Origin of the sequence: Bacteroides sp. AR20, assembly GCF_964250605.1 — a bacterium.
Lineage (GTDB): Bacteria > Bacteroidota > Bacteroidia > Bacteroidales > Bacteroidaceae > Bacteroides > Bacteroides uniformis.
On record NZ_CAXUGK010000025.1, the window covers coordinates 53,401 to 67,969 of the forward strand.

A 14,569-nucleotide genomic window follows, 5' to 3' on the forward strand; every position below is an offset into this window, starting at 1 on the left:
TGATGCCGCATGACAAATTCTTCATTCTTCTTATTTTAGTTATTCATTCAAATTACTGTTTGCGGAACGGCGGCTTCACAACCACAGCTTTCAGCTTACGTCCCCGCATGTCAATGCAGATTTCCGTACCGACTTTGCTGTACTCGGGTCTGATATACCCCATTCCGATACCAATCTTGCGGGTAGGCGACATAGTTCCGGAGGTAACCACACCGATGGCAGTACCGTCTGTACTATACAGCTCGTAACCATGACGGGGGATACCGCGGTCTATCATTTCAAATCCCACCAACTTACGGGTAGTGCCTTCCGCTTTCTGTTTTTCCAGCATCGGGCGATTGGTGAAGTTCTTTCCCTCCACAAACTTGGTAATCCATCCTAAACCCGCTTCAATGGGCGAAGTGGTGTCATCCAAATCATTGCCATACAAACAGAAGCCCATTTCCAGACGAAGCGTATCGCGCGCACCCAGACCAACTGGCTTAATGCCGAACTCCGCGCCTGCCTCGAACACGGCATCCCAAATCTTCATGGCAGCCTCCGGATAGAAGTAAAGCTCAAAACCACCCGCACCGGTATATCCGGTATTGGAGATAATGACATCCTTTTCTCCGGCAAACTCACCGTGGGTAAAAGTATAGTAAGGAAGGTCGGAAAGATTAATGGAAGTCAGCTTCTGCAAAGCCTGAATAGCCTTCGGTCCTTGCACAGCAAGCTGTGCCATGTGCTCGGAAGCATTTTCCAATTCAGCGCCTTCCGTGTTATGAGACACACACCAGTTCCAGTCTTTCTCAATGTTCGACGCATTCACGACAAGCAGGTATTTCTCCGGCTCATAATGATAGACCAGAAGGTCGTCCACAATGCCTCCATTTTCATTTGGGAAGCAGGTATACTGCACTTTCCCCGGTGTGAGGGCAGCTATGTTATTGGAAGTCACTTTCTGCAGAAAGTCCAAAGCATGGGGACCTTTCACCCAAAATTCTCCCATGTGTGAGACGTCGAATACACCGACACCCTGACATACTGTAAGATGCTCGTCAATGATGCCGGAATACTCGATAGGCATATTATATCCCGCAAACTCGTGCATCTTGGCACCCAGCGAGATGTGTTTTTCGGTAAACGGAGTGGTTTTCATGGAACTATTAGAGTTATGAGTTATGAATTATCTATTTGCTTGCTACGAGCTCGGCAATCTTGACGATGACGTTCATGGCTTTCTCCATGTTCTGGATAGGCACGAACTCATAGCGGCCGTGGAAGTTCAAGCCACCGGCAAAGATATTGGGACAAGGCAGGCCCTTGAAAGAGAGCTGGGCACCGTCCGTACCTCCGCGAATGGCTTTTACACGAGGCTCTACACCTACCGCCTTCATGGCGGCAAAAGCGGTGTCGATGATATGCATCACCGGTTCAATCTGCTCGCGCATATTATAGTATTGGTCGCGAAGTTCCAGAGTAGCGGTACCCGGACCGTATTCTTCATTGATTTTTGCCACAAGACGTTCCATCTCCTTCTTGCGCTCTTCAAAGCGGGTGCGGTCGTGGTCACGGATAATGTAAGAGACTGTTGTCTGCTCCACCTCGCCGGTAATGCCTATCAGATGATAGAAACCTTCGTAACCTTCGGTATGCTCCGGAGCCTCGTCAGCCGGAAGCATGGACATGAAACGGTTGGCAACGCGGATAGAGTTAATCATCTTATTCTTGGCATAGCCCGGATGCACATTCCGTCCCTTGAAGCTTATCTTGGCAGAGGCCGCATTGAAGTTCTCGAATTCAAGTTCACCCACTTCTCCGCCATCCATGGTATAGGCCCATTCGCAACCGAACTGCGCTACATTGAACTTATGGGCGCCCAAACCGATTTCCTCATCCGGATTAAAGCCGATACGAATTTTACCGTGCTTGATTCCGGGGTGCTCCTTCAGATATACCACCGCCGATACAATTTCGGCAATACCGGCTTTATCATCGGCACCAAGCAAGGTCTTGCCGTCGGTCACAATCAAATCTTCCCCTTGATGGTCGAGCAGTTCGGGGAACTGGGCAGGAGAAAGAACCACATTCTCTTCGGCGCAAAGAACAATGTCCTTACCGTCATAATTCTGCACGATACGCGGAGAAACATTCTTGCCACTCATATCGGGGCTTGTATCCATGTGGGCAATAAAGCCGATGACGGGCAACGGCTTGTCTGTATTGGCAGGAAGAGTGGCGAACAGATAACCATTTTCGTCCAACGTGATTTCTTCCAGACCCAAAGATTCCAATTCTTCTTTCAGATACCGGGCAAACACCATTTGCCCCGGAGTACTCGGAGTAATCTCAGTCTCTTCACTGGACTGAGTATCGAAGCTTACGTACTTTAAAAAACGTTCTACTAAAGTCATGATGAATAATGATTAGTGATTAATGGTTAGTGATTAATGGTCAGTGATTAGTAATTGGCGAAAAGCATTATCCGAATGGCATTAATCATTAATCACTAATCATTAACCACTATTTTGTGCTGTAAAGATAAAAAAAGGGGCGTGAACTGCCAAGCAATTCACGCCCCTTTTTTATTCCTTAAGGACAAAATGTCAATCAAAAATGGCTGCTACCATCAAAACAATGCGTACATATCTTACACTTAGGCAATCCGATAGCTTCAACCAGAGTTTCCAACGTATTGAACTTCAAGGATGAAAGTCCGAAACGCTCGCGGATAACGTCCACCATCTTTTCGTATTCGGGTGAGCCGGTAGTGGCATACTTATCGAGATTCTTATTCTCGTCACCCTCCAGTTCCTTGATGACACGACGGGTAATCAGTTCCATGTCGCTTTTGGAAGCCGTGAATCCTACAAACGGGCAGCTATATATCAATGGAGGACAAGCAATCCGGATATGCACCTCCTTGGCACCATACTCATACAGCACCTTCACATTGTCGTGCAACTGGGTCCCCCGGACAATAGAGTCATCACAGAACAGCAGACGCTTACCCTCGAGCATGGCACGATTGGGAATCAGCTTCATCTTTGCCACCAGCGAACGCAATTCCTGCTTGCTGGGAGTAAAACTACGAGGCCAAGTCGGAGTATATTTGGAAATGGCACGATGATAAGGAACTCCTTTACCTTCGGCATACCCAAGCGCCATACCTACACCCGAATCAGGAATACCGCAGGCACAATCCACCTCTGACTTATCTGTCTGTGCCATCTTGAAACCGGAGGCAAAACGCACTTCCTCCACATTCTTACCTTCGTAGCAGGAAGTGGGGAAACCGTAATATACCCATAGGAAGGAACAAATCTGCATTCCCTCATCAGGCTTGCGCATCTGTTCCACACCATCGGCACGCAGGCGAACAATCTCTCCGGGTCCCAAATAACGGTCTATCTCATAACCAAGATTCGGAAAGCTGCTCGACTCACTTGTGGCGGCATACGCTCCGTCTTTCTTGCCAATCACAATCGGAGTACGTCCCCAGCGGTCGCGAGCGGCAATGATGCCGTCTTCCGTCAATAACAGCATGGAGCAGGAACCTTTGATATGCTTATACACATTTTCAATTCCTTCGACAAATGTCTTTCCTTGTATAATAAGGAGGGCGATAAGTTCCGTCTGATTGGTTTTGCCCGAACTGAGTTCGGCGAAGTGCATGTTTTGGGCCAACAGTTTTGTTTCCAGTTCTTGCAGATTTACTATTTTGGCTACCGTTACAATGGCAAAGCGACCGAGGTGGGAGTTAAGGATAAGGGGTTGAGGGTCTGTGTCACTGATGATTCCTATTCCGGAATTTCCTTTGAACTTATCCAGTTCATCCTCAAACTTCGTGCGGAAATAAGTGCTTTCCAGATTGTGAATGGAACGGGTAAACTGCTCCGTTTCTGCATCGTATGTAGCCAACCCACCACGTTTTGTCCCTAAATGTGAATTATAATCTGTGCCGTAAAACAAATCTGCCACACAGCTTGTTGCCTTGGCGACTGTTCCGAAAAAACCTCCCATAAGTTCTGTTTTGTTATTGGTTTCTAAAATTAACGGATGCAAAGGTATGAAGAATTTGCGAAATTCGGGCAGATTTGAAATGAATAAAAAAGGCAATATATTTCTTGCCCACAATAGAAGTTATATTATTGGAAACATATACTTTTGTGATCGAAACCAAACAACTGTATAATGGGAGAAACCGCAAATATTATAATAGCCGATACTCTTCAAGGTCTGGGGACGGACGCATACAGTGGCTATCTTGCACACGCCCTCTGTCTGTCAGGAATCTGCCGATTGAAGTACAATGGAGAGGAGCGCGAGCTACGTGCCGGCGACCTGATGATTGTCCGCAAAGGAAAACTGGTAGAGAAAATTCAACCTTCAGAAGATTTTCGCGTAAAGGTCATCTATATCGCATCGGGCTTTGTGGTGCTGAGTACACCACAGAACAACTACGGCATGAAAGGGCAACTTTCCCTATTTCTCAATCCTATCATGTCCCTGACTACCGAACAGCAAGAGCTATGTCTCCGGGATTTTGAACAAGTGGAATACAGACTCCGGAATACAGACCATCATTTCCATCGCGATATGCTTATCGCCTCCACACAGATGTTGATACTCGACTTCTTCGATTTCCACTCCCATCTATATGGCGAGGACAATATCTCTGTACAAAATGCTTCCATCATGAGCCGTTTCCTCAACATGCTGGAGAACGGAACTTTCCGCGAGCATCGTGAAGTGACCTATTATGCCGACTGCCTATGTGTCACCTCCAAATATCTTTCGGAAGTTTCCAAGAAAGTAAGCGGTTATACAGCAAACTACTGGATAAACCGTTATACCACACTCGACATCTCGCGTTTGCTGCGCGACAAATCACTAACGTTCGTCCGTATTTCCGATATGTTCGGTTTTTCCTCTCCTGCTTATTTTAGCCGTTACGTACAACAACATCTGGGTGTAAATCCGACAAAATACAGAGGTTAATGATTATAGTTTTTGATTGTTTGCCCGTTTCAGATCTATTAGCGAAATATGCTCATTACGATAGCGGGCATTGGGGTTCTTCTCCGTTCCGTCAGGAAAAGAGCCATCTTCCTGCTTTATGAACTGAATAGCCTTCTGCGGACAATTCTGTATGCAGGCAAAACAGAACTCGCAGTCACCGGACGTCTTCACTCCTCTCGACGTCAGCTCATAGTTGCCGCGCGGACAAACGTAGGTACAAATGCCACAGTCAATACAAGCATCAGTCACGGTAAAGAACTTCTCGCTTTTTATCAGGAAGCCCACCTCGGGGTCGAGTCCACTCCGCTGCATAAAACCTTGGTGCTGTTGCCGTTCCTCCTCCGTCACCGGTTCGTGCCAATGCTGCCGACTGTTGATATCTGCCGTTATCTTCTGCAAGTTCTCGGGGATGTGCTTGTCTATCTTGAGTTGCTCGTTCATGTCGAAGTTGGGTAGCCAGTTATCCACCATGATGATAGTGCTGATATAGTCGAACGCATTGTCGGCTTTACGGGATATACGGTCCCAAATCTCTACCGCATCGCACTTCCTTGCACCATAGGTGAGGACAGCAAACTTGTATTCTGCCTTCAGTTTTGCTTTCTGAATGAACTGCCGTACCATATAGGGAGGCATATGACCGTAGATGGGATAAACGATGCCGATTTCATCTGCCTCAAATTCATACTTCCCCCGTTTCACCATCTGAGGGATACTCAACAATTCTGCGTTCTCTCCAGCCAACTGACGGGCGATGTAAAGACTGTTACCCGTTCCGGTAAAATAAAAGATGATACGCTTACTCCTTTTTGTTTCGCAGGATGCCAACGAGAGTAGGCCGGAAGATGCGATAGCACTGCTCATCACGGCAAATCCCATACGCTTTAAAGCCTCCCGACGACTGATTTTCTTATCCGTATTCATATCTCTGATTTTTAATGATTATGCAATCTGTTATCTGAGTGCAAAAATAAAGGTTTCCCCAAAGAACGGACTTACCAAAAACTCGGGTCTTGATGCTATTTTTACGGTATAAGAATGAGCTTACCCTAACACAAAAAAAAGCCCCGCAAAGATTGGACTTCTGCGGGGCCTCACTAATGCCTAATAAAAACTCTTTCTACCCTAAATTATCTCCACTTCTTCACAGCTTTCTTGTCAGCCGGAGTCGCTTCAATCAAGCTCAATGCAAAACCACCGCTACGCGCTTCCTTCACGGACATTTTGGTCTTGCTGGTTACGATACCCTTCTTTATCTGATAAGAAGTAGGGTTCTCCTTGTAATCAGCATCTTTACCGTCGGCATAGAGAGTGGCTACGTATTGCTTGCCCGGTTCAAGGAAGTCGAGCGTAAAGTTGGCTGTACGTGCATTCTCGTCTGTAATACCTCCAACAAACCAGTTGCCGGTTCCTTTTGCCTTACGGGCCACGGTAATGTAATCACCCGGTTCTGCTTCAATGTACTTGCTGTCGTCCCAGTCTACTGCCACATCCTTGATGAATTGGAAAGCATCCATGTGCTTTTCGTAGTTCTCAACCAAGTCGGCAGCCATCTGCAACGGGCTGTATAAAGTTACATACAGAGCGAGTTGCTTAGCAAGTGTAGTCTGCACTTGTCCGTGGGGCAAATCGCCCATAAAGTCAAGTTTGGTATCGAAGATACCCGGTGTATAATCCATCGGACCGCCAATCAAGCGGTTGAATGGAAGCAATGTGGTATGGAACGGTTTGCTACCGCCGAATGCCTCATATTCAGTTCCTCGTGCAGATTCGTTGCCAATCAAGTTAGGATAAGTACGGCACAAACCGGTAGGGCGTACAGCTTCGTGCGCATTTACACAAATTTTGTAGTCGGCTGCCTTCTTCACGGCATAGAGGTAGTGGTTGTTCAGCCATTGCCCATAATGATGTTCACCACGGGGAATCATATTACCTACATATCCGCTCTTCACGGCATTGTAGCCATTATCCACCATAAACTGATAGGCCTTGTCCATGTGACGTTCGTAGTTGCGCACCGAACCGGATGTCTCATGATGCATCATCAGCTTCACGCCTTTGCTCTTGGCATATTCATTCAGCATCTTCACGTCGAAATCGGGATAAGGGGTCACAAAATCGAATACATAATCCTTGGATTTGCCAAACCAGTCTTCCCAGCCTTCATTCCAGCCTTCTACCAATACTTGGTCCAGACCGTGCTCGGCTGCGAAGTCGATGTACTTTTTTACATTTTTGTTAGTGGCACCGTGACGGCCGTTGGGCTTCATTTTGGAGTAGTCCACTTCACCTAGTTTGATGGAGGGAAGGTCGTCTGTATATGCCCAGGTGCTCTTACCTGCAATCATTTCCCACCATACACCTACGTATTTCACGGGCTTAATCCAGGAAACGTCCTCGTAAGCACAAGGTTCGTTCAAGTTCAGCGTGATTTTAGAGGCAAGGATGTCACGAGCATCGTCGCTTACGATAACCGTACGCCACGGTGACGTGCAGGGAGCTTGCAGATAACCTTTATCGCCTACTGCATCGGGAGTAAGCCAAGATTCAAAAACAAAATTCTTATCATCCAGATTCAAGTGCATGCAAGAGTAATCCACCAAAGCAGCCTCGTGCAAGTTGATGTACAAACCATCAGCAGTCTTCATCTGCAAAGAAGTCTGAACACCGGTGGGCGAAAACGGGGTTTGTGAAGAGTTAGGCGTAATGGCCCCTTTCATCAACCCGCGAATTTCAGAAAGTTTGGATTCTGTGTAATCATATTCCTGCGTATCGTAGTCGCCCGGAATCCAGAAGGCTGTATGGTCGCCAGTCATGGCAAACTGAGTACGCTCCTCCTTAATCACGAAATAGTTCAAGTTCTTCTGCAAAGGGAACTCATAACGGAAGCCCATACCATCGTCGAACAAACGGAAGCGGATAATGATGTTCCTATCCTGCGCCTTTTGGTTGAGCGTCACAGCCAGCTCATTGTAGTGGTTACGGATTTGCTTTACTTCACCCCATACCGGTTCCCAAGTCTCGTCGAAAGTGGAAGTCTTTGCATCCGCCAGCGTGAAGCCATTCATCAGACCGGGGTCGTTCTTCAGTTCGAGTCCTAATTTGGAAGGGTTAATCACCGGCTTTCCTTTGTAAGAAAGTTCGTAAACGGGTTCGCCTTGCGCATTTACCGAAAAATTCAATTGAAGTTGTCCGTTGGGAGAGGTAATACTCTCTGCCATTGCTACGCCGCTCACCAACAAAACGAGCAGGAAGCAGGCTAATTTTGTACAGATTGCTTTCATGTTTCTCATGCTATATTTATAAAATTATGTTCCAGATGCAAATATAGGCAGGAAAGAAATACACTCTGACGCAATTAAACTAAAATGATAGATGATTTGTCGGCAAACGTTTGCATGAAAACCAACTTCCCTTGAACAATATCCTGCCTACAAACAAAATAGAAGGAGAAGTATCGCTACGAAAACTTCGCCCTCCATATTTTTACAACTTTAATCGTGCACTGGAATTATCCCAAAGGATTTTCACCTTGGTCCCCGTCATTGCCTCCCGAAGGATTGGAGTTATCCCCTCCACCATTGCTACTTCCATCCGTATAGTCCGTATCGGGAACCACCATCTTGGTGACGCTCATATTGCCCAACATTTGACTAAAAGCTTTCCCCGGAAAAAACAGAATACGTTTACGGACAATGTTACTGGCCGAAACGCCAGCCTCCGTATCAGCACTCTTCCCTACAAAAGAAGGGCGGAACAATCCGAAATCACCTAAACGAACAGTCTTTCCATCGTCTATTTCTTCCGACATGATGTCCACCAGTCCTGCAGCCACTAAGTCCACCGTCTTTCTGTGAATACCAAGAATACGGCTCACTTTGGCACACAACTTATCAAAATCCAATTCACCCGCTCCTACGGATTTAGCTACATACTTTACATTTTTGTCCTTGTCAAAACCAAAGATTCTCTTTGCCACTACATACTGAAGTCCCATAATTTTTAATGTTTTAGAAAGTTAATATAATAATGTAATAAATAGGCCGAAGCCTTTTCCTCTCTTTCAAGAAGTGGAGATCCATCGTGAGGCCTCAACGATAAACTTTCATTCTCTTGAATTCGATGTTGCAAAGTTAGGGTGTGAATGACGGGAATACAAGGAAATGACATCTACAACCAATTTCGTTAAAACTCTAAAAAACAACAAATTAAAAACAACCCTTCTCTACAAGTGAAGAAAGAAAGGCAGGAAGAGAATGAGAAGGAATGGGTACAATCTCTACAGCCAATGAAAATAAATCGCTGATTATCAAGACAAGGTTCTAGAGAGGTCTCTACAATATGGCATTTGAACGGTTAAGACCTCAATTTCAAGAGTGGCTCAAGTTTCACAAGTTATTACCGTATCCAAAAATACAGACAAACCAGTCATCCTTCCAAAGCCCCTTCTACTCGTTTACTAAAATCTCCCGGACATTTTACTAAATCTCCGGCAACGATTTACTAAATCTTGGAGGAAGATTTAGTAAATCGCTTCTGCCCCATCACGAACTATCCGGAACCAAGATTGGCAATCACTCATATCAAATATCAAAATTATATACATCCCACCAATAACTACTTCCCCCAGTACAGAATCGCTTTATGAAATTTCGGGCTATGATTTACTGAAATTCCTTTGTCTTCACTACCTTTGCAGCCAAAACCAACCCCAGAAAACCTATGACTAGATTACTGATAGCTATATTCCTTGGCGGCGGTACCGGCAGCGTACTGCGCTACTGCGTGCAGATGATGCTCCACGAGCGCATAGTCCCCTACTCTTTCCCATGGGCTACATTCACAGTCAATATCCTCGGAAGTTTCCTCATCGGGCTATTCTATACCTTATCCGCCCGTTTCAACCTTTCTACTGAGGTACGGCTGTTGCTGACTACCGGTCTATGCGGAGGATTCACCACCTTCTCCACTTTCAGCAATGACGGACTGATTCTGATAAAGCAAGAATTCTACGGAATGTTTGCCTTATATACCTTATTAAGTATCACATTAGGAGTCCTGGCAGCCTTCGCCGGCGGCGCCTTCGGACGCTGTATATAACCCAAACACCCCTATGAAACCCAGCAAGCCTTTTGTCATGCCTCCCGTACGCATCATCCCTCCTACCTTAGAGGGACAAAGTGAAAGTTCCAAATCATTGGAAGAATGGCTGAATACGGAAGAAACTGTCAGAGACCTTCACTTCGGTAAACGGACAGAGGAACACATGGAGTATTCCTACAAAAGCATCACCAACTGTACTTTCAGTCATATCCAATTCAGCGCCTGCAAACTGAAATCCTGCCATTTCACTGATGTACGTTTTGAACATTGCGACCTTTCCAACATCTCATTTGCCGAAAGTTCTCTGTTCAGAGTGGAATTCATATCCTGCAAACTGGTGGGAACCAATCTGCCGGAAACAATATTGAACCATCTGACAATGAAGGACTGCAATGCCAGATACCTCAATCTTTCCATGAGTAAAATCAATCAAGCCCGCTTCACCTCTTGTGACTTGCGCAACAGCGACGTCAACGACTGCAAACTTGCCTCCATCGCCTTTGAAAACTGTGAGCTGGTAGAATCCGAGTTTTCACACACCCCTCTAAGAGGAATCGACTTGAGCGACTCGCACATAGGAGGTATACGCCTCAACCTGCCCGACATACGGGGAGCCATCGTCAATACTTCCCAAGCCATGGAGTTGACTACTCTTTTAGGCATTACAATAAAGGATTAAAAACGAAAAACAATTCCTTGTTTTCATTTGTTAGTAAGATAGTTTATAATTAAAATTGACTGAATATGAAAATAGAGAAGATTATCGGACGTGAAATCCTCGATTCAAGAGGTAACCCAACTGTAGAAGTAGACGTAACCTTGGAATCCGGCTTCATAGGCCGTGCATCTGTCCCGTCAGGAGCATCCACGGGAGAACACGAAGCATTGGAACTGCGTGACGGTGACAAAAAACGTTACGGAGGCAAAGGTGTCCTGAAAGCCGTGGACAATATCAATAATATCATTGCTCCCAAGCTCATCGGTATGTCCGCCCTCGACCAGATGGGTATCGACCATGCCATGCTTGCACTGGACGGAACCAAAACGAAAGCCAATCTGGGTGCCAATGCCATCCTCGGCGTATCTCTTGCTGTAGCCAAGGCTGCCGCCGCTTACCTTGACATCCCACTCTACCGATATATCGGTGGTACAAATACCTATGTGATGCCTGTACCGATGATGAACATCATCAACGGCGGTTCGCATAGTGACGCTCCCATTGCTTTCCAGGAATTCATGATACGCCCCGTAGGTGCCACTTCCTTCCGCGAAGGTTTGCGTATGGGTGCCGAAGTGTTCCACGCACTGAAGAAAGTCCTGAAAGACCGTGGCCTCAGCACAGCAGTAGGCGATGAAGGAGGTTTTGCTCCTAATCTGGAGGGTACAGAAGATGCCTTGAACTCCATCATTGCCGCCATCAAGGCTGCCGGATACGAACCGGGCAAAGATGTAATGATTGCCATGGACTGCGCTTCTTCCGAGTTCTACCATGATGGCATCTACGATTATACCAAATTCGAAGGTGAAAAAGGCAAGAAACGTACTGCCGACGAACAGATTGACTATCTGGAAGAGTTAATCAACAAGTATCCCATCGACTCTATCGAAGACGGCATGAGCGAGAACGACTGGGACGGCTGGAAAAAACTGACCGACCGTATCGGCAACCGTTGCCAGTTGGTAGGAGACGATTTGTTCGTCACCAATGTGGACTTCCTTGCAATGGGCATCGAAAAAGGCTGTGCCAACTCCATATTGATTAAAGTAAACCAGATAGGTTCGCTGACCGAAACACTGAATGCCATCGAAATGGCACACCGCCACGGATATACTACCGTAACTTCCCATCGTTCCGGTGAAACGGAAGATGCGACTATCGCAGACATAGCCGTAGCTACCAACAGTGGACAAATCAAGACCGGTTCGCTGAGCCGCTCAGACCGTATGGCAAAGTACAACCAACTGCTTCGCATCGAAGAAGAGTTGGGAAACAATGCGGTGTATGGATATAAGAAAGTTATAAGTAATAAGTGATGAGTTATTTGCCGGAAGGCGGGGCTTATAAAGAAGAAAGCAGAAGGGGCGAACCGTCACGGTCCGCCCCTTCTCTTTTTAACCTTAAATCAACAATCAATCTACTACCTTAAAGAAAACTTCTTCTCCACTTTGGCTATCCGGTGCCACCCAAAGAGCAAAGTCTCCGGCTTCCACCGTCTTCACCATATCTATATTCCAGAAAGCAAGTTCACTTATCGGAAGTTCAAACGATACATTTTTCTTCTCACCCGGCTTCAATGTGACGCGAGCAAAGCGTTTCAGCTCTTTCACCGGACGGGTCACCGAAGCAAACTTGTCCTGCACGTAAAGGTGGGCTACCTCGGTACCTTCATACTTTCCGGTATTCTCAAGGTCGAAAGTCACAGTCAGCACATCTTCCTTCTTCAGATTGGCAGACGAGAGTTTCACATTATCATATTTGAACGTCGTATACGACAGACCGTAGCCAAACGGATACAGCGGATCGAAACCTGCATCCATATAGAAAGAAGTACATCCCAACGAAGTCTGCCCCGCTTCTAACGGAATGTCATTCAGCAAAACCTCATTCCGCGTAGCCGGACGTCCGGAACTGTTATGAGCATAATAAACCGGTATCTGTCCTACCATCTTCGGGAAAGTCACCGGAGTCTTGCCACTTGGCACAGCCTTACCCCACAGCAAGTCGGCCAATGCCGGTCCTCCCATGGTTCCGGGATGGAACGAATAAAGTACAGCTGACGAGAGTTCGACTTCCTTTCCTATGGTCAACGGACGCCCTGCCATTACGACAGTAACCACCGGTTTTCCTGTTTTCGCCAAAGCGGCAATCAGTTCGCTTTGCGCACCTTGCAGGTTCAGGTCGGCCAGGCAATGCGCCTCTCCTGAAAGAATAGCCTCTTCGCCTACAAACGCCAAAATAACATCAGCACGTGCAGCGGCAGCAGCGGCTTTGGCAACACCTGCCATATTCTTGTCACGGCTATAAGTCAGACCCGGCTCGTATATCACCTGCACTTTGTCCCCCACCAGTTCCTTGATAGCCTTCAACGGTGTCACGGTTTTTGTCTTGTCACCATCAAATATCCAGGTACCCAATTGGTCATAAGGTGCATTTGCCATCGGACCTACCACAGCAACCGTCTTTACCGAAGATTGCAAAGGCAATGTCTCCTTTTCGTTCTTCAACAAGATGGCCGATTCCACAGCAGCTTGCTTGGCAGCCTCCAGATGAGAAGGAGCATAAAGTTCCTCTATCCGTTTCTCATCCACATAAGGATTATCAAACAGTCCCAACCGGAATTTGATACGCAGAATATTCCGCACGGCATCGTCTATAGCAGACTTCTTGACCTTACCTTCTTTTATCAATTCCGGCAATTCCTTGACAAACGTATAGCTGACCATCTCCATATCCACACCAGCATTCACCGCCTTCATTGCTGCCTCTTTAGAATCGGCAGCAAAGCCATGTGCCATCATTTCGGCTACCGAAGCCCAGTCTGACACTACTATTCCATCAAATCCCCATTCACCACGAAGCACATCTTTCAAAATAAAAGTGTTTCCGGTAGACGGTGCTCCGTCATTGTCATTGAACGAAGTCATGAAAGTAGCTGCTCCTGCCTTGGCTACAGCTTCAAAAGGAGGAAGGTATACATCCCTCAAACGACGCTCCGGAATGAAAGTGGAATTATAATCACGCCCGCCCTCGGCAGCACCATAACCTACAAAATGTTTAGGACATGCGGCTATGGAAGTCGGACTGTTCAGCGACTCTCCCTGGAAACCTTCGACCATAGCAACACCCATCACCGAAGTCAAATAAGTATCTTCGCCACATCCTTCGGCCATACGCCCCCAACGGGGATCGCGAGCCACATCTATCATCGGTGCAAATGTCCAGCGGATACCCACAGCAGAAGCCTCCACAGCCGCTACCCGTGCACCATCCTTAGCCACCTGCGGGTTGAAAGATGCCGCTTGTCCCAAGGGAATAGGGAATATGGTCTTGAAACCGTGGATCACATCACGCGCCATCAGCAAGGGGATGCCCAAGCGGGACTCCTCCATTGCCACACGCTGCAAGGCATTGACACGCACCGGATCTACTTCATTCAGGATAGACCCGACTTCACCTTTCTTTATCAATCCGCTCATATCCTCTATGTTGCCATAAGAAGAAATCTGGTTCATCTGCCCAATTTTTTCCTCCAATGTCATACTGGACAACAGCGTTTCTATTTTCTGCTCGATGACTGCATCATTTTTTGTATCCTGCACTTGAGTACAAGATATAAAAGGAAGCAGCAATAAACAAGCAGAGAGCATTTTCATTGTTTTCATCTCTTGAGTTCAACTTATAAATGCAACTTTTTGGGTGCGGATAATAAGCAATAAAAACATTTATTTTTCAGAGAGGAAA

The 14,569-nt window shown here is 46.6% G+C and carries 11 protein-coding genes; 4 read left to right on the forward strand and 7 right to left on the reverse strand.

Annotation, left to right across the window (positions count from 1 at the left end; all coding sequences use genetic code 11):
* Nucleotides 1-52: 52 nt before the first annotated feature.
* The 3 genes from gcvT to ACESTD_RS13525 form a co-directional block, all read right to left on the reverse strand.
* Nucleotides 53-1,141, reverse strand: coding sequence for a glycine cleavage system aminomethyltransferase GcvT (gene gcvT, locus ACESTD_RS13515; protein WP_005835943.1), 1,089 nt, complete (start codon nt 1,139-1,141; stop codon nt 53-55).
* A gap of 31 nt (nt 1,142-1,172) precedes the next feature.
* Nucleotides 1,173-2,396: a peptidase T gene (gene pepT / locus ACESTD_RS13520; protein ID WP_022402057.1), complete on the reverse strand. Its 1,224-nt coding sequence runs from the start codon at nt 2,394-2,396 to the stop codon at nt 1,173-1,175.
* Between the two features lie 196 nt (nt 2,397-2,592).
* Nucleotides 2,593-4,005, reverse strand: a complete 1,413-nt coding sequence (locus ACESTD_RS13525) for an amidophosphoribosyltransferase (RefSeq protein ID WP_005826808.1) — start codon at nt 4,003-4,005, stop codon at nt 2,593-2,595.
* 171 nt (nt 4,006-4,176) lie between these two features.
* On the opposite strand from ACESTD_RS13525, the gene ACESTD_RS13530 reads away from it, so the two are divergent.
* On the forward strand, nt 4,177-4,983 hold the full coding sequence (locus tag ACESTD_RS13530; RefSeq protein ID WP_005826809.1) for a helix-turn-helix domain-containing protein: 807 nt from the start codon (nt 4,177-4,179) through the stop codon (nt 4,981-4,983).
* Nucleotides 4,984-4,986: 3 nt separating this feature from the next.
* On the opposite strand, the gene ACESTD_RS13535 is transcribed toward ACESTD_RS13530, so the two are convergent.
* From ACESTD_RS13535 to ACESTD_RS13545, 3 genes are all read right to left on the reverse strand, one after another.
* Nucleotides 4,987-5,928 (reverse strand): EFR1 family ferrodoxin, encoded by a 942-nt coding sequence (locus ACESTD_RS13535; protein WP_272224533.1) that lies wholly within the window; start codon nt 5,926-5,928, stop codon nt 4,987-4,989.
* Between the two features lie 206 nt (nt 5,929-6,134).
* Nucleotides 6,135-8,297 carry a glycoside hydrolase family 97 protein gene (locus ACESTD_RS13540; protein WP_373158982.1) on the reverse strand — a complete coding sequence of 721 codons (2,163 nt, stop codon included), beginning with the start codon at nt 8,295-8,297 and terminating at the stop codon, nt 6,135-6,137.
* 218 nt (nt 8,298-8,515) lie between these two features.
* Nucleotides 8,516-9,001 carry a DsbA family protein gene (locus ACESTD_RS13545; protein ID WP_005835937.1) on the reverse strand — a complete coding sequence of 162 codons (486 nt, stop codon included), beginning with the start codon at nt 8,999-9,001 and terminating at the stop codon, nt 8,516-8,518.
* Nucleotides 9,002-9,726: 725 nt separating this feature from the next.
* Here ACESTD_RS13545 and crcB point away from each other — a divergent pair.
* From crcB to eno, 3 genes are all read left to right on the forward strand, one after another.
* The gene (gene crcB, locus ACESTD_RS13550) at nt 9,727-10,104 is read left to right on the forward strand and encodes a fluoride efflux transporter CrcB (RefSeq protein WP_005826820.1); all 378 of its coding nucleotides are present in this window, start codon (nt 9,727-9,729) and stop codon (nt 10,102-10,104) included.
* Between the two features lie 13 nt (nt 10,105-10,117).
* A complete protein-coding gene (locus ACESTD_RS13555) occupies nt 10,118-10,786 on the forward strand; it encodes a pentapeptide repeat-containing protein (RefSeq protein WP_044467303.1) in 669 nt (222 codons plus the stop codon).
* A gap of 65 nt (nt 10,787-10,851) precedes the next feature.
* Complete coding sequence (gene eno / locus ACESTD_RS13560; protein WP_373158981.1) at nt 10,852-12,141, forward strand: phosphopyruvate hydratase; 1,290 nt, start codon at nt 10,852-10,854, stop codon at nt 12,139-12,141.
* Between the two features lie 96 nt (nt 12,142-12,237).
* Here the strand turns inward: eno and bglX are convergent, their stop codons facing one another.
* Entirely contained in the window at nt 12,238-14,490 is a 2,253-nt protein-coding gene (gene bglX, locus ACESTD_RS13565; RefSeq protein WP_373158980.1) for a beta-glucosidase BglX, read from the reverse strand.
* Nucleotides 14,491-14,569: the final 79 nt, after the last annotated feature.